General features: G+C 43.6%; 18 protein-coding genes and 1 tRNA gene. 5 read left to right on the forward strand and 14 right to left on the reverse strand.

Going from position 1 to position 16,051, the window contains the following annotated elements:
* The first annotated feature begins 25 nt into the window (after window positions 1-25).
* Complete coding sequence (locus AAA943_RS10110; RefSeq protein WP_338224121.1) at window positions 26-2,743, forward strand: M14 family metallopeptidase; 2,718 nt, start codon at window positions 26-28, stop codon at window positions 2,741-2,743.
* A 51-nt stretch (window positions 2,744-2,794) separates the two neighbouring features.
* Here the strand turns inward: AAA943_RS10110 and AAA943_RS10115 are convergent, their stop codons facing one another.
* Window positions 2,795-3,661 carry a dienelactone hydrolase family protein gene (locus AAA943_RS10115; protein ID WP_338224122.1) on the reverse strand — a complete coding sequence of 289 codons (867 nt, stop codon included), beginning with the start codon at window positions 3,659-3,661 and terminating at the stop codon, window positions 2,795-2,797.
* Between the two features lie 75 nt (window positions 3,662-3,736).
* Here AAA943_RS10115 and AAA943_RS10120 point away from each other — a divergent pair, with 75 nt between their 5' ends.
* A complete protein-coding gene (locus tag AAA943_RS10120) occupies window positions 3,737-4,468 on the forward strand; it encodes an EcsC family protein (RefSeq protein ID WP_338224123.1) in 732 nt (243 codons plus the stop codon).
* 70 nt (window positions 4,469-4,538) lie between these two features.
* Here AAA943_RS10120 and AAA943_RS10125 read toward each other — a convergent pair.
* Window positions 4,539-4,611, reverse strand: a tRNA-Gln gene (locus tag AAA943_RS10125).
* A 298-nt stretch (window positions 4,612-4,909) separates the two neighbouring features.
* Here AAA943_RS10125 and AAA943_RS10130 point away from each other — a divergent pair.
* Window positions 4,910-5,152 (forward strand): hypothetical protein, encoded by a 243-nt coding sequence (locus AAA943_RS10130; RefSeq protein WP_338224124.1) that lies wholly within the window; start codon window positions 4,910-4,912, stop codon window positions 5,150-5,152.
* 60 nt (window positions 5,153-5,212) lie between these two features.
* On the opposite strand, the gene rplI is transcribed toward AAA943_RS10130, so the two are convergent.
* From rplI to AAA943_RS10150, 4 genes are all read right to left on the reverse strand, one after another.
* The gene (rplI, locus tag AAA943_RS10135) at window positions 5,213-5,656 is read right to left on the reverse strand and encodes a 50S ribosomal protein L9 (RefSeq protein ID WP_338224125.1); all 444 of its coding nucleotides are present in this window, start codon (window positions 5,654-5,656) and stop codon (window positions 5,213-5,215) included.
* A 39-nt stretch (window positions 5,657-5,695) separates the two neighbouring features.
* A complete protein-coding gene (gene rpsR, locus AAA943_RS10140) occupies window positions 5,696-5,947 on the reverse strand; it encodes a 30S ribosomal protein S18 (protein WP_338221586.1) in 252 nt (83 codons plus the stop codon).
* A complete protein-coding gene (rpsF, locus tag AAA943_RS10145; protein ID WP_338224126.1) occupies window positions 5,947-6,315 on the reverse strand; it encodes a 30S ribosomal protein S6 in 369 nt (122 codons plus the stop codon). The genes rpsR and rpsF overlap by 1 nt, the downstream gene beginning before the upstream one ends.
* Before the next feature lie 151 nt (window positions 6,316-6,466).
* A complete protein-coding gene (locus AAA943_RS10150) occupies window positions 6,467-7,396 on the reverse strand; it encodes a hypothetical protein (protein WP_338224127.1) in 930 nt (309 codons plus the stop codon).
* A 27-nt stretch (window positions 7,397-7,423) separates the two neighbouring features.
* On the opposite strand from AAA943_RS10150, the gene AAA943_RS10155 reads away from it, so the two are divergent.
* Window positions 7,424-8,014: a methyltransferase domain-containing protein gene (locus AAA943_RS10155; protein ID WP_338224128.1), complete on the forward strand. Its 591-nt coding sequence runs from the start codon at window positions 7,424-7,426 to the stop codon at window positions 8,012-8,014.
* On the opposite strand, the gene AAA943_RS10160 is transcribed toward AAA943_RS10155, so the two are convergent.
* Window positions 8,003-8,806, reverse strand: coding sequence for a class I SAM-dependent methyltransferase (locus AAA943_RS10160; RefSeq protein ID WP_338224129.1), 804 nt, complete (start codon window positions 8,804-8,806; stop codon window positions 8,003-8,005). The two genes, AAA943_RS10155 and AAA943_RS10160, sit on opposite strands and share 12 nt — an antisense overlap.
* Window positions 8,784-9,170, reverse strand: a complete 387-nt coding sequence (gene apaG, locus AAA943_RS10165; RefSeq protein ID WP_338224130.1) for a Co2+/Mg2+ efflux protein ApaG — start codon at window positions 9,168-9,170, stop codon at window positions 8,784-8,786. The genes AAA943_RS10160 and apaG overlap by 23 nt, the downstream gene beginning before the upstream one ends.
* Before the next feature lie 65 nt (window positions 9,171-9,235).
* Between apaG and ung the strand changes: the two genes are divergently transcribed.
* Window positions 9,236-9,898: a uracil-DNA glycosylase gene (gene ung, locus AAA943_RS10170; RefSeq protein WP_338224131.1), complete on the forward strand. Its 663-nt coding sequence runs from the start codon at window positions 9,236-9,238 to the stop codon at window positions 9,896-9,898.
* Between the two features lie 16 nt (window positions 9,899-9,914).
* On the opposite strand, the gene lepB is transcribed toward ung, so the two are convergent.
* The 6 genes from lepB to yidC form a co-directional block, all read right to left on the reverse strand.
* Window positions 9,915-10,991, reverse strand: coding sequence for a signal peptidase I (gene lepB, locus AAA943_RS10175; protein WP_338224132.1), 1,077 nt, complete (start codon window positions 10,989-10,991; stop codon window positions 9,915-9,917).
* Between the two features lie 12 nt (window positions 10,992-11,003).
* Window positions 11,004-11,726 (reverse strand): 4-hydroxy-tetrahydrodipicolinate reductase, encoded by a 723-nt coding sequence (dapB, locus tag AAA943_RS10180; RefSeq protein WP_338224133.1) that lies wholly within the window; start codon window positions 11,724-11,726, stop codon window positions 11,004-11,006.
* Window positions 11,726-12,292 carry a DUF5683 domain-containing protein gene (locus tag AAA943_RS10185; RefSeq protein ID WP_338224134.1) on the reverse strand — a complete coding sequence of 189 codons (567 nt, stop codon included), beginning with the start codon at window positions 12,290-12,292 and terminating at the stop codon, window positions 11,726-11,728. Before AAA943_RS10185 ends, dapB begins: the two co-directional genes overlap by 1 nt.
* 56 nt (window positions 12,293-12,348) lie before the next feature.
* A complete protein-coding gene (locus AAA943_RS10190) occupies window positions 12,349-13,260 on the reverse strand; it encodes a ParB/RepB/Spo0J family partition protein (protein ID WP_338224135.1) in 912 nt (303 codons plus the stop codon).
* A gap of 2 nt (window positions 13,261-13,262) precedes the next feature.
* A complete protein-coding gene (locus AAA943_RS10195) occupies window positions 13,263-14,045 on the reverse strand; it encodes a ParA family protein (RefSeq protein WP_338224136.1) in 783 nt (260 codons plus the stop codon).
* A 202-nt stretch (window positions 14,046-14,247) separates the two neighbouring features.
* Window positions 14,248-16,041, reverse strand: coding sequence for a membrane protein insertase YidC (gene yidC / locus AAA943_RS10200; RefSeq protein ID WP_338224137.1), 1,794 nt, complete (start codon window positions 16,039-16,041; stop codon window positions 14,248-14,250).
* Window positions 16,042-16,051: the final 10 nt, after the last annotated feature.

Genomic DNA, 16,051 nt, shown 5'->3' on the forward strand with positions numbered 1-16,051 from the left:
TATTTCCAAATTAGCCATTGCCATTATGATGAAAAAACTACTTGTAATCCTCTTACTCATCTTGGGGAGTGTTCACTCCTTTGCTCAGAACATCCCTTCTCCCAAAGACCACTTGGGATTTGACATTGGTGAGCCCTACCAATTAGCTAATTTCAGTCAGACAGAGGCTTATTTTAAAAAAGTAGCCGAAGTGAGTGACCGGGTAACCTACACTAGCATCGGGAAAACCGAGTTTGGAAAAGATCAACCCATGCTGATCATTACCTCCCCTTCCAATTTGCCCAAGCTTCAAGAATATAAGGAGATTTCCCAAAAGTTGGGAAGAGCAGAAATTTCGCTGGAGGAAGCCAAGAAATTGTCCAAAGCTGGAAAACCTATAGTCTGGATTGATGGTGGACTTCATGCCAATGAAGTAGTTGGAGCCCAGCAATTGATCGAAACCTTGTATCAATTGGCATCAAGAAACGATGAGGAAACACTTCGGATTCTCGATGAAGTAATAATTCTTCTGGTCCATGCCAATCCGGATGGAATGGAAATCATGTCCAACTGGTACATGATGAATGAAGATCCTGCCAAACGAAATAAAAACATTCCGGTCCTGTATCAAAAATATGTCGGCCATGACAACAACAGGGATTTTTACATGAACAACATGAAGGAAGCTACCAACATTTCCCTTCAACAATACGTAGAGTGGCTCCCACAGATTGTATACAATCATCATCAATCCGGCCCTGCGGGTACAGTGGTCGCGGGTCCTCCGTATAGAGACCCGTTCAATCACGTATTTGATCCTTTGATCATTACCAGTTTGGATGCTGTTGGGGCTGCGATGATTAATCGACTCCATGTGGAAGATAAACCGGGCTATACCCGATTGGACGGCTCTGTTTTCTCTACTTGGTGGAATGGAGGGCTCAGAACCACTCCCTATTACCACAACATGATTGGTATACTCACGGAAATTGTCGGGGATCCTTCTCCCTATTCCATTCCTTTGGTTCCGGATAGATTGATTCCCAATAATGGCACTCCATACCCAGTGACTCCGGGACCATGGCCATTCCGAAGATCCATTGATTATTCCGTTTCTATGAATTACGCTATTCTCAATCATGCCGTGAGGCATGGGGATGAACTTTTGTTCAACTTTTATTTGATGGGAAAAAACTCCATCGATCGAGGGAATACCGACACTTGGACTCGCTATCCCAAATTCGCTCAAGCTATTCAGGAATCCTTTGAGTCTTCGAGAAAAAAGGCAGAGGCAGAGGATGAAGACGCAGCTTACTATGGGTTCAGATCGGGTTTACCCATCCAATTTTATGACTCAGTATATCAAGATCCTTCAAAAAGAGATCCCAGAGGATACATCATCCCCTCAGATCAGCCTGATTTCTATTCAGCTACTAAGTTTGTCAATGCGCTGATCAAATCCGGTGTATTGGTGCATCAAGCTCAATCGGATTTTACGGTTCAGGGGAAGTCCTATCCCAAAGGTTCACTGATTGTAAAGACTGCTCAGGCTTTTCGCCCGCATGTTTTGGATATGTTTGAGCCGCAGGATCATCCCAATGATTTCCTTTACCCGGGAGGACCTCCGATCCGGCCTTATGACGCGGCAGGATGGACTTTGGCCTTCCAGATGGGAATCGAGTACGACCGGATTATGGAAGGATTTGAAGGACCTTTTGAAAGAATTGCCTACGGTCAGCTAGTGAGTCCCGAGTCGAGTACATTGCCTTCGGGTTCCGGATTTCTTTTGGATGCCAGAGCTAACGATTCGTTTATCGCTGTAAATGAGCTTCTTAAAGCCAAAGTCAAAGTATATAGAACTTCCTCGGCTATCAACGGACTTCCTGAAGGTTCATTTTATGTTCCTTCGGCCGGTAGAAAAGTTCTTGAGGGTTTGGTTAAATCACAGGGAATAAAAGTCAAATCGGCCCCTTCTCAACCTTCGGGAGCAAAAGAAATCAAGCCTTCAAGAATAGCTCTTTATGACTACTATGGTGGGTCTATGCCTTCTGGCTGGACAAGATGGATTTTGGAGCAATTTAATTTTGATTATTCTTTGGTCTTTCCTCAGGAAATCGATGCAGGAAACCTCAATGAAAAATATGACGTGATCCTCTTCATCGGACCTGGTATTCCGGGTTCTGGAGGCCGCTACGGATCCGGGGGGCAGCCCAATCCTCAGGATATTCCTGAAGAATATCGTTCCATGATCGGAAGACTGTCCTTGGAAAAGTCTGTCCCACAATTGAAGGATTTTCTCGAAAAAGGAGGCCAAATCCTTACGGTAGGTGCTGCAACAACTTTGGCCTATCATCTTGATTTGCCGGTATCCAATGCCTTATTGGAAGTAGATGGAGGAAAAGAAAAGAGCCTGAGCGGGGAGAAGTATTACATCCCTGGAAGTATTCTGGAAATCCAGGTGGACAATTCTAAGGCAATCACCTCTGGAATGGGAACCACTGCGAATGTGCTTTTCAACAACAGTCCGGTATTTAAACTTGCTCCAGATGCAGCCTTAAAAGGAATCAAACCTCTAGCTTGGTTTGGTACGGAGCCTCCTTTGAAAAGTGGCTGGGCATGGGGTCAGGAATACCTGAAAAACGGAGTGGCTGCCTTTGAGGCAGACTTCGGGAAAGGGAAGTTTTACGCCTTCGGACCTGAGATTACTTTTCGAGGTCAGTCATATGGAACATTCAAGATGCTGTTTAATGGACTTTACCGATAAGGAATAAATTCAATAAAAACTCCGATGGCTTACCATCGGAGTTTTTTTGTTTTATACTCCAAACTTGCCTTTCAAATAGCCTAAAGCCAGAGCGTAAGCCTCTTTAGTTGCTTCTGGATCATACTTCGGGTTGCTTGGATTGGCAAAGCCATGTACTGCGGGGAATATTTTGTAGGTAAGTTTTTTTCCTGCCTTATCCATATTTGCGGCAAATTCTTCAATGATCTCTTGGGAGATGTATTGTTCAGTTGCAAAAAGGCCCAATACATCGGAATTAAGAGTTTTAAGTTTTTCTACATCTCTTACCGGCATGCCGTAATACATTACCGACCCAATATTCTGTTCTCCATTGAGCAAGGCAGATTTCAAAGACCATGCCCCTCCAAAGCACCAGCCTACATTGGCGATTTTTGCCTTGGTGCCGGCTAGATTTCTAGCTCCCTGAACGATCAATTCCAATCTTTCCTCCCTGGCAGATTGCATATACTGGCCTGCTTCCTGGGGATTGCTGGTTACTTTTCCGTCATACATATCCAATGCGATAACATTCACCTTTCCATCCAAGTCCTCATGAAACTTCTCTGCCTGCTGCTTGATTTGATCATTGAGTCCCCACCACTCCTGATAGACAAATAACCATTGATCTGAGTTTCCGTTGGCTTTGATTAGGTATCCTTGGGCAGTGTTGCCATCTGCAGTAGGAAAATTGATCATCTCTCCCTGTCCATCAAAGTCAATCTGAATAGGTGAAGGATGAAAAGAAGCAAACCCCGGCGCATTGACAAACTGGGCCATATCATCTGAATAGGAATGGCATACCGTGATGTGCTCAAAAGGGTTGTTGTTCTCTGGAGATGGCTTTGGCTGAAAAAGCCAAGCTCCCAGAAGAAGAATAAGAGATAAGAATGATTTATACATGATATAAGGTTGGTTAGATTTACTCAAACAACATATTCAGGAACATTAGGTTTATTTCGGCTAGCTTAAATCAATATGGATAATTATCAGCATTATTTGGAAGCGGAATTGGGTCTTTGGCTCTATGAAATGAAAAAGCCTCCTGCTCTTTTTAATCGCCTTACCCACTCAGTACAGGGGAAAATCAATGAAATTATTCCGGAAAAAGTACATCGGGCCATTACTCTAGCCATAGAGAATATGGTCAAGGCTGTGATTACGGGATCTGGATGGATAGTTCCCAAATATGACGCAGCCCTCAGTATTCAGAATCGGGAGGCAAAAATCAGGGAAAGGATCAAATGGTATCGCAACTCCGCTTCAGTAGAAGGGGCTGTAACAGGGGCAGGGGGAATACTGCTTGGCTTGGCTGACTTTCCTGCATTTTTGACGATCAAAATGAAAATGATGTTTGATATCGCCTCTATCTACGGAAAGTCCACTTCAGATCTTCAGGAACGGTTTTTCATTCTTTATTTATTCCAGTTGGCTTTTTCGAGCCAGCAGCGGAGAAATGATATCATCGGTCTGATCGAAAACTGGGATTCATTTCGGATGGATTTACCCAGTAATCTGGATGACTTTGACTGGAAGACCTTTCAGTTGGATTATAGGGATTATCTGGATTTGGCCAAGTTGGCTCAGCTGATTCCGTTGATCGGGGCACCGATTGGGGCTGTGGTCAACTATCGAATGACGGAACACTTGGGCAGGTTTGCCATGAATGGCTATAGGCTAAGATACCAAGGCGAAGGGCTTGACCGATGAAAAAGAAAAATTATTGATTTGGATTGGAAAATGGCTAAAAACAAAAAACCCTGAGAAATTCAGGGTTTTGTTGATCCACTAGGGCTCGAACCTAGACTCTTCTGAACCAAAATCAGACGTGTTGCCAGTTACACCATGGATCAATTTTGAGGGAAACTCGTGTGCTTCCTTTAAAGTGTCACAAAGGTAGAATTCTGCAATTTTTTTTCCAAGCCATTTTGCCAACATTTTTTTATTTTTTGGCTAATCCACTTGCTATCAAGAGCTAATCTTTTTGGAAGAAAAGTGGGCTAAAAAGATCTCTGAATGAAGAAATATTTCTTTCGAAATCGATTGAAAATTGCTTTTTTGTTAATTTTCAGTCAGTTATATTGATATAATGAAAATAATTCTATTGTTTTGTTTCATTATTTGAAAACTAAATAACAAAAAGATAGTGCTATGAACACTGAAAAAATGGAAAAGGTAATCCCTGCGGTTATCGAAAAGCTGGAAAAAATCAAGAACACTCAATTGGCCTCTGAATTGAGCTGGTGCTGGGTGAGCTTTCAAAATGATCAGAATCCGGTAGGGGTGATCGCAAAAGCCCAGGAAGCATTGTCAGCATTCGCTGTAGCTAGAGAGAAAAACACCAAGGCAGTAGCCAAGAAAGTAGTGGAGGATTTGCAAAAGGCGCTTGCTTAATCCACTAAAGACAAAAAAAGAGGCTCTTCTGATGGAAGAGCCTTTCTTTTTTATAGTGAATTATTCGGCTACGACGACGAATTTCACTTTGGTCTTTACTTCTCTGTGCAAATCAACATCTGCTGTGAAGTCACCTGCACCTTCCACTGGAACGGTGATGGCGATTTTCTTTCGGTCGATGTCGAATCCTTGCGTAGCCAAAGCATCTGAAATCTGCAACGTGGTCACTTTACCGAAGATTTTTCCGGAGTCACCGATTTTTGCTTTGATTTCCAAGGTTACGTTTTCCAACTTGGCTGCGATATTTTCAGCTTCAGTTTTGATTTTTTCAGCCTTGTGTGCAGCCTGCTTGATGTTCTCCGCAAGAATCTTCTTGTTGGAATCGGTTGCCAATACGGCAAAGCCCTGAGGAATCAAGTAGTTTCTTCCGTAGCCAGGCTTTACGCTGACCAGGTCATTTTTATAGCCAAGACCTTTGATGTCGGTTTTTAGAATAATATCCATTTGTAATGTTCTTTTTTGATTGAGCGATACAAGACTGAATTATTTCAAACCATCCGTAACGAATGGCAACAAAGCCAAGTGTCTTGCTTTTTTGATAGCCTGAGCTACTTTTCTCTGATACTTTGCAGAGTTTCCGGTCAATCTTCTAGGAAGAATTTTGCCCTGCTCGTTTACAAATTTCAAAAGGAAGTTAGGATCCTTGTAGTCGATATACTTGATACCGTGCTTCTTGAAGCGACAGTATTTTTTTCTGTTCTCGCCTCTGTTGATGGGTTCGTTTACTAGTGTCATTAGGCTTGCTCCTCCTTAGCTTCAACTTTTTTGTTAAATTCTCCTTTTCTTCTTCTGTCAGAATACACGATAGCGTGCTTGTCCAACACCGTAGTCAGGAATCTCATTACTTTTTCATCACGTCTGAACTCCAGTTCAAACTTGCGGATTACAGTTGGATCCGCCTTGAACTCAACTAGTACATAAAAACCGGTAGTCTTCTTTTCGATAGGGTAAGCCATCTTTTTCAGACCCCAATTCTCCACATTGATCACTTCTGCCCCCTCTTCTTTTAACAAGTTCACAAACTTGTCGACGGTATCCTTCATCTGAACATCAGACAAAACGGGAGTTAAAATGAATACCGTCTCGTAATTTCTTTGGAACATTTTTTTTAATGTGTTTAGGAATTTGAATAAACAGGACGCAAAAGTAGATCAAAAGCCCCTTTAATCCAAACATTTATCCAAAACATGACGGACTGAAACAAAAAAAGACCTCATGAGAGGTCTTTTCTTTAGCCCTTATTTCTTGAATTACCTATTTCACAGAGAAAGTCTTGGAGCCTGCCAGGTAGTTGTCCACAAAGACCCTTACCTGATGATCTCCACTTAGGTAATCTGAGCCTTTCTCGTAGTAGAATACCAGTTCCTGATTGGTGTTGTCAAAAATCATATCCTGATGGAGGGTGTAGAACAACTCCTTGCCGTTGATCATGAAAGTGCCAGACCCCTTGGCTACATCAAATATGGCCTGCTCGTTGGGGTCCAAGAGCTGGATATAGACATTTCTTGGTCCTTTTTCAGCGACTTTGTTGTCAGCAAGATTAAAGCTCACTTTGATTCGCTCGATTTGCCTGTTTCTGAAGTCCTTGGTCGTTTCTACGCGTTCTTTTCCTCTGGAATTGATGGCAGAGATGGCAATATTTTCCACTTTCAGCATAGAAGCTACATCTACTTTGGCCTGAAGGTCCTGCTTTTGAATATTGAGCTGGGCTACTTCTTCTTCGATTTCGGCTTGTGTGGTTTTGAGGTCCTGATTTTCTGCAAACAACTGTTGGTTGGCTGCCCGTAGCTCCAAAATCTCCTGGTCTTTTTGTGCGATAAGTCCGTTCAGGTTATTGATTCGGCCGTTTAGGGCTGCAATCTCTGAAGAGCTTCTTTGTCTTGAGCTGTTTCGTTCAGCTATCAATTGGTCCCGGACTGCTTCCAATGCTTTGACATCTCCTCCCAGCTTTTCGATTTCCTGAATTCTGAGATTGAGCTGATAAGTGACCGAATCCAACCTTTGGTTGAGTTCGTTGTTTTCAGTTGACAAAAGAAGGATTTCCTCTGTTTTCTTGGATCTGTCTACATAGTCCGTGTAGAGTTTGATCCCACTGATAATCACTAAGAGCACCAAAACAATGATGATTACATTTTTGCTTTGGTCTTTTTTTGATTTGGAATCCTTTTGAAAATTGGTGTCCATTTTAATTTAATTTTAAGGGCTTACGATATGTTGGATTTAGACGAAAATTTTTGGACGCATCGGTATCGACAGGGAGCTACCGGATGGGACGTAGGTTCCGTCTCACCTCCTATTAATCAATATCTTTGCCAAATTGAAAATAAAAACCTCCGTATACTCGTTGCAGGTGCCGGAAATGCCTATGAAGTGGCTACAGCATGGGATTTGGGGTTTAAGAATGTTTGCCTTTTGGATTTTTCTCCGGTCCCGATCCAGAATTTTTTGATGAAACATCCTGATTTTCCCCACGGGCAAGTTTTTCAGGAAGACTTTTTTCACCATCAAAAAAGCTATGACCTGATTTTGGAGCAGACCTTTTTCTGCGCCTTAAATCCTGAATTGAGGGAAGCTTATGCAGAAAAAATGCATGAACTTCTGGTGCCGGGAGGAAAGCTCGTCGGAGTCCTGTTCACTAGAAATTTTCCTTTTCCCGGTCCTCCTTTTGGAGGAGATGAGAAAGAGTATCGCAAGCTTTTTCAAAAGAAGTTTTTGATCAAAGCGTTTGAGCCCTGCACTAATTCTATTCCCCAAAGGACAGGCTCGGAACTGTGGATCAATCTCCAAAAATCAAATGGCTAAAACCCGGTTTGTTTTTTCTCCTGAATAATCGAAAAAGAGGACCCCACATTCAAAAAAATCCAAGCTGAGTTTGACCTGAGGATGGGCTATAATTTCATCCCAAGCCGCTTCCATTTCCGGGCTCCAATGAATATCTCCAATAATGCATATACTGCTCGGGAGGAATTTAGGCAGAAGCCAATTGAAGAAAGCTGTAGTCCCGGAATAGGTGTGATTGGCGTCAATCAAGGCGAAGTCAACTTGGTCCAATTGATCGAGGAGGAGGGGCAAATTTGCTTCGATCGGCCCCAAAATGGCTTCTACATGGTGGGAAAAAGGCAAAGATTGAGCCGCTTCCAAGATTTCAGGTGCTCCTTCAAAGGTGAACAGTCTTCCTCGGGTGGCATCGGACAGATACCGGGTACTCAATCCCATACAAGTCCCCAGTTCAATTACAGTTTGGGAAGGCGTCAATCCGCAGAAATACTGATAGGTGAGACAGAATTTGGGACTGCTGGTAGAGTACTTGGTTATTTTTCTGATTTCTCGGAAAGGAGAGGAGACTCTTTTGGAGCCGGCACCCAAATCCAATACTTGAATTGGATTGGAGTTGGTTAAGAAGGTGCTTCTTAGCTGCTCTATAGAAGGGGTTCCTAGAGGGTTTTTGCTCAGGTAGTCCACTAATCCCTGATAGATTTTAAAAAGAAAAGGGGATTGCTGACTGTATTGATCCTCTTTTCTTAACCAATACCTGAGGTAGGCCAGAAAAGAAAAGATGCCGGAATCCAATTCAATTGTGAAAAATATTGGCAATCAACTGAAATTCGGGAATGGAAACTTCTATTCTTTTTCCATCAAAAAGTTTCTCCATTACATATATCCCTTTCATTTTTCCCAATCCGGACTTTAGATTGCATCCAGATACGTAAGAGTGGGTCTCACCGGGTTCAAGAATGGGCTGCTGTCCCACGACTCCCATGCCTTCTACAGTCTTTGGATTTTCGGCTGCATCAAAAATTTCCCATTTTCTGGAGATAAGCTGATAGCTATGCTGGCTTTTATTGGAGATCTCTACCCTGTAGGTGAAAACATAATGGTGCTGTTTTGGATTAGAAAATTCGGCCTGGTAGGTGATTTCTACACTTACCTGAATACCTTCTGTGACAGCTGTGACCATGGAATTACCTTATTTTTGGACAATTTCAATACAAGATTCAGATATTTAATCCACAAAAACTACTCATGGAAATAAAAATTGAAGATAGTTGGAAAATCGCATTAAGTAAAGAGTTTCATCAGGATTACTTCTCCGATTTGGTTTCTTTTGTCAAAGACGAATACAGAATGGGGCAGGTTTTTCCACCGGGAAAAGAAATCTTCAATGCCTTTTGGCATTGTCCTTTGGAGTCGGTAAAAGTGGTGATTCTTGGTCAGGATCCTTACCACGGACCTGGGCAAGCCCATGGCCTTTCCTTTTCGGTAAAGCCTGGAGTGCCATTTCCCCCCAGTCTTTTGAATATTCTGAAGGAAATCAAGCAAGACTTGGGAAGGGATCTTCCGCCTAACGGTGATTTGACAAGATGGGCCGATCAGGGGGTGTTTTTACTCAATGCCACGCTCACAGTCAGAGCGCATCAAGCCGGGTCTCATCAAAATCGGGGATGGGAAACTTTCACAGACGGGGTAATCCGAGTGATTAATGAGCAGAGGCAAAATGTCGTGTTTATGCTTTGGGGAGCTTATGCGCAGAAGAAAAGCCTATTGATTGACTCTGGAAAACACCTGGTTTTGACTGCACCTCATCCAAGCCCTCTTTCTGCTCATCGCGGATTTTTGGGATGCGGGCATTTTTCCAAAGCGAATGCCTACCTGGAGTCAAAAAAAATCCCTGTCATCCAATGGTGACAGGGATTTTTCCCATTTAATTGATGCCTTTGAAAAACCTGCTCCAGCGAATTTTTCCAAACATGGATTCGTATTTGTCCAAGGATAGCCAAAGGAACCAAGCCTTGCCAACAATATGGTCTTCCGGCACAAAGCCCCAATACCTGGAATCCAGGGAGTCGTGTCGGTTGTCTCCCATCATGAAGTAATAATTTTGCTTGAAAGTATATTGATCTACCTTTTGCCCATCGATGAAAAGTTCCCCGTTTTTGACTTCGACGGATGCATGCCCCTCGTACTTTTCAATGGTCATGAAGTACTTGGCTACATTGTCCGGGTTCATTTCGAAAGTTTCGCCTTCCCCTGGCACTAGGAGCGGACCGAAATTGTCTCTGTTCCAAGCAAAGTCTGTATTGGCAGGGAAGATTCCTTCTTCTCTTTCACCGACAGGCATGATGCGTTTGGAGACGGATACGACGACAGGAGAAGATTTCAACCGCTCCACGGTTTGATCGGTACACCAAATCAAATATCCGGCTCCATTGGAGAAGGCCATGAAACTTTCCGGATTGATACCATAGTCTTTGAAAAAATCCACCGTCAAGGGTCGATTGGTAATCAGATCATACGAATACTGCATTTCTTCTGGCAGCATGGCTTCCGAGTCATTGACAAAAAGATTGCCCTGCCGGAGTTCCAATACGTCTCCGGGAACAGCAACAGCCCGCTTGATGTAGTTGGTCTTGAGATCATTGGGGAACTGAAACTCGACCGGGTAATTAAATACGACCACGTCGTTTCTTTCCACATCGGAGAATCCAGGAAGACGGAAGTAAGGCAATTGGATAGCATCAGAATAGGAGGGAATCTCGGTACCCCAAATTTTTTGATGAGTCAAAGGGACCTGAAGGGGAGTTTTTGGGATTCGGGTTCCATAGTGCATTTTGCTCACAAAGAGGAAATCTCCCACTAGCAGGGATTTTTCCATGGAAGCAGTGGGGATCGTAAATGGCTCCAAAAGAAGCCATCGGATCAAACTGGCGGCGACCACTGCAAAAACCAGTGCGTCCAACCACTCTCTTGCAGGGGATTTTTTATTTTTAGTCTTGCTCATTTTTTGTTTAAATCAAAAGGACAGGAAATCATCCATGGAAAATACTCCTTTTTTCTCTTTGATCCATTCTGCCACCAAAACTGCGCCAAGGGCAAATCCCTTGCGGCTGTGGGCAGTATGAATCAGCTCAATGGTATCAATATCAGACGAATACTTAATGATGTGAGTACCTGGGGCAGGATCAATCCGTTTGGAAGTGATCGGTATAGTCTGTTCGGAATCGGGCGACTGTCCGGAAAGATTCCAAGAATCCTTGCTGTCTAGGTTTTCAATGATCCCTTCGGCAAGGGTGATGGCAGTTCCGGATGGGGCGTCTTTCTTTTCCGTATGGTGAATCTCCTCAATGGCAATGTTGTACTCGGTAGTTTCATTCATGAGCTTTGCCAAAAAAGCATTGACCTTGAAAAGGATATTTACTCCGATGCTGAAGTTGGAGGCATAGAAAAAGGCTCCTTCAGATTCTATGGTCATTTTTTCGACTTCTGCTCTTTGGTCTAGCCAGCCTGTTGTGCCAGAGACCACGGGGATTCCTCTTTTCAGTCCCCAGAAAATGTTTTCAAAAGCTGATTCTGGCTGGCTGAACTCAATGATCGCGTCCACGTCCTCCGGATTGATTTGATCGAGGTCCTGTCTGTTTTCCAGGTTGATTTTGCCTGTGATCCGGTGACCTCTGGATTCGGCGATTTCACCGATAATTTTGCCCAATTTCCCGTAGCCGAGAAGTAAAATATTCATTATTTAAATTTAATTTTTAGTGAAAGTCCCATTTGAGTATTGGAAGCAGCGAAGGTTTCCACTTTGGGTTCGATTTTCAGAGCAAGATCGTCGCTGATGTCAAAGCCCGAGAGATGGGCATCGACATTGGCATCGATGATGTTGAGGGCATAAATTGCTACCAAAAGGAGGATGGTAAAGTCCCTGTTTTGTCTCCAATAATCCACATTTCTTACCAGACCATCCCTATTGAGGGAGGGAAACTGACTGTTGTCCCCTTCATCAAAGGCAAAAAGTGCTTCCCGAAAGGTCTGGTATCGTTTGTTGTTGTAGCCGATGAAATAGATGTCGGTCATAAACCCTGCATAAAGCAGCGGTACCTTCCATGCCTTATTGTTGTATACTTGACCAGCACCGGGCAAAACGGCCGATAGAATTGTAGCCTTTCTTGGATCTTTGGGTAGGGAGGCATAGTTCGGCTTTTTCTCTGATTTCACCGAATCAGCAGTCTCTGCAGTAGCAGAGCGATTCGCGTTTTGTCCAAAAACTGACCCATTCAGGAAAATGCCCAAAAGCAAAAGCCCCATGAGAATCCACGGGGTTTGGGTTGAAAAAACGCTATCGGTTTTTATTAAGGCCAAGCTTAGATGATTTCGAGAATTTCTAATATCCTATTGAGGTCAGTAGCAGAGTTGAAGGGGATTTTTATTTCCCCTTTGTTTTTCTCATTTGCTTTCAAAGCCACCTTAGTCCCAAAGTGGGAGGCCAATCTTTGCTGTATTTTGTTCATTTCATACTTGCGAACAGGGTCAAGAGCCGGAGATTTCTCGGATTTAGGATGTTCGCTGCTATTGATGGCCTTGACCAAAGCCTCCACTTTCCTTACGCTAAGTTCTTCCTCTACGGCTTTTTTGAAAATGGCAAGTTGCTTATCCACGCTTTCCACATTAATCAGGGCTCTGGCATGGCCCATGCTGAGTTGCTGATCTCGAATAGCGGCCTGAATGGTGGGAGGGAGCTTGAGAAGCCGCAGGTAGTTGTTCACTGTAGTTCGGTTTTTTCCTACCCGATCACCCAGTTCTTCCTGTTTCAGGTTACACTCGGCTAGAAGTCTTTGGTAAGAATGAGCGATTTCCATGGCGTTGAGGTTTTCTCTCTGAATGTTTTCAATCAGGGCCATTTCCAGCATCTGCTGGTCATTTGCCGTGCGGACGTAGGCTGGGATTTGAGTGAGACCGGCAATTTTGGAAGCCTGAAATCTTCTTTCACCGGAAATCAACTGAAATTCGTTGGGGGCCAATTTCCGGACAGTTATCGGTTGAATGATTCCTTGTACGCGAATGGATTCAGCCAATTCTTCCAAGGCATCCTTGTCAAAATGAGTTCGTGGCTGAAATGGATTGACTTGGATTTCAGAAAGAGGGATTTCAAAAATCCCTGTTTTCACCACTTCAGGGAGGATTTCCTCCGATTTGTTTTTGGCAGGACTATCTTCCAGAAGGGCTCCAAGACCTCTTCCGAGTGCGTTTTTTCGATTTGGTTTTTGATTGGACATAATTAGTTACTCACCTTCTGGAGTCCGTTTTTCTTGGCGATTTCCCCGGCAAGGTTGAGATAAGCGATGGCGCCTTTCCCATCTGCATCAAAAGCAATCGCCGGCATCCCAAAGCTCGGGGCTTCAGAAAGGCGAACGTTTCTGGGAATTATCGTCTCGAACACCATGTTTTTGAAATGGATCTTGACCTCGTCGACTACCTGATTGGACAGTCTGAGGCGCACATCGTACATAGTCAGGAGAATTCCCTCGATCTCCAATGCCGGATTGAGTCGGGTTTGAATTATTTTGATGGTATTCAGGAGCTTACCCAGTCCTTCAAGTGCAAAATATTCACACTGAACAGGGATGATTACTGAATTGGCAGCGGTGAGGGCATTGATGGTAATCAGACCCAAGGAAGGAGAACAATCAATCACGATGAAGTCATAGCCATCCTGTATAGGCTGAATTACTTCCTTCATTTTTTCTTCCCGGTTGTCCATGTTGATCATTTCCACTTCAGCACCGACCAAGTCGATGTGAGAAGGCACAAGATCCAGGTTTTCGATTTCCGTGGAAATGATAATGTCTTTGACTTCAATTCCATCCACCATGCATTCATAAATGCTATTGGTGATTTCTTTGGGGTTATGTCCCAGTCCGGAAGTAGTATTGGCCTGAGGATCTGCGTCGATCACCAGGGTTTTGTACTCCAATATCGCCAAGCTTGCAGCGAGGTTCATTGCAGTGGTAGTTTTTCCTACCCCGCCTTTTTGGTTGGCGATGGCAATAATTTTTCCCATGGTTTATGCGGAGGGTAATTGGATTTCAATATTAAACAAAATAAGGTCTTTTCTTTGGTATCTTCTTCCTTTTTTTGGGAAGGGGCAAACGTGAAACTTTCTTAAATCGGTCAGATTCAGTACCGAGCAGAGAGTAAGTTATTCCCTGTTTTTTTCTTAAGGACAGGCCAAAAAAAGGAGTCTTTCTTAGACTCCTTTTCAATTACTTTTTCTTGTTGGCATCGGCTGCCTTCATGGCATCTTCCAGCCTTTGCTGGAATTTGGACTTTTTCTTGTTGACGTTTTTTACTTTGTTCTGTTCCACTTTTTCACGGATTTTGGCATCGTCCACAAACAACTTGATCAAGGCCTGCTGCCCAAAGGTGAACACGTTGGATACGAAATAATAAAAGCTCAATCCGGCAGGGTAGGAGTTCAGGATAAACATAAACATGACGGGCATGATGTAACCCAGGTTTTTCATAGGACCGGTTGCCGTGGTCAGCTGATTGTTGAAATGGGTATAAATAATCTGGGATACCGTCATCAGAAAGGTGAATAAGCTGACGTGAGCTCCATAAAATGGAATCGTGAATGGCAGCTTGATAAACTCATCGTAAGTGGATAAATCCTTAGCCCAGAGGAAAGATTCCTGGCGGAGTTCGATCGCATTCGGGAAAAAGAAAAACATGGCAAACAAAAAGGGCATCTGAAGCAGCAGGGGAAGACATCCTGAGATGGGACTTACCCCAAGTTGAGAAAACAGCTTCATTTGTTCCTGCTGCATTTTTGTCGGATCATCACCGTATTTCTCCTTCAATTCATCGATTTCAGGTTTGATTACCCTCATTTTGGCCATCCCGATGTAGGATTTATAGGTAAGTGGCGACAGGGCGAGTTTGATGATTAATACGATCAGGATGATTATGATACCATAATTGCTGAAGTATTTCTCCATAAATTCAAACAAGTGCACCACAATATACTTGTTGACCCAGCTGACAAAAAAGTAGCCCATGTCCACGTTTTCTTCGAAGCCATCCGTGACTTGTTTTAGGGTTTTGTATTTATCTGGGCCGAAGTAAAAGGTATAGGATGATTTGCCTTCCACAAATGGAACAGCCAAAGCCGCACGCATGGTTCGGACGATTGAGCTATCTGCAGGAGTACTTTGGCTAAGATTTACTTCTCTAAACTCGGTGTCGGCAATGATCCCTGCGGTGAAAAAACGCTGACTGAATCCGATCCATTTAACGGGTTCTGCCACGGACTCTTCCTCCAAGTCATCACTCAGTCCCAAGTTTTCGTACGACCCTGAGCTCAGGTAGTAATTGACCTGAGATTTTCTACGGGATTCTGCAAGATCTTTTTCATGGGCTTTTACTTGATCCTCCCAGGAAAAACGGAGGGAATTCCCTGTGAAGACCCCTTGGAAGTTTTCCACTTCGAAGGATTGATGCACCAGATATTCCCCAGCTTTGAGGGTGAAAACTTGGCGAATTTTACCCGATTCAGAACGGGCAGTGAAGGTCAGTCTGTGAATCGTGCCTTCTTCGGTTTCCTCTGTTTCCAACTCGGGCTGAAAATAGAAGTCAGCCAAATTGATCTCACCTACTCTGCTGTCCAGGACCAAGCGCATTTGGGAGCTTTTTTCGTCTAAGAGCAGGAGTGGATTCATTTGCCAGTCCTTGTACTCTTTCAGCTCTACTTGGTTGATTTGGGCTCCTTGAGTGGAAAAGGTAATTTTCAATTCTTCTGTTTCCAATACGACATCTTGCTCCTCACCTTGAGTAAGTGTGGCCAAGACTCCAAATTTGGAAAACCGAAGTGAATCTACTTTTGCTGAAGAAGCCGAATCTCCAGGAATTTCCGGAGCTTCTGGCAGTGCCGATGCTTCTTGAGCCGCAGTCGCTTCCTGTTGGGCAGGTGGAACTTCCGGTCCGCTCGCGAAAAATATCGAATAAATAAGAATGACCGCTGCAAATAAGATCAAGCCGGTCGCTTGGTTTCTATCCATATGTCTGATT

Origin of the sequence: Algoriphagus confluentis (genome assembly GCF_036245625.1) — a bacterium.
In the GTDB taxonomy this organism is placed as follows: domain Bacteria; phylum Bacteroidota; class Bacteroidia; order Cytophagales; family Cyclobacteriaceae; genus Algoriphagus; species Algoriphagus confluentis.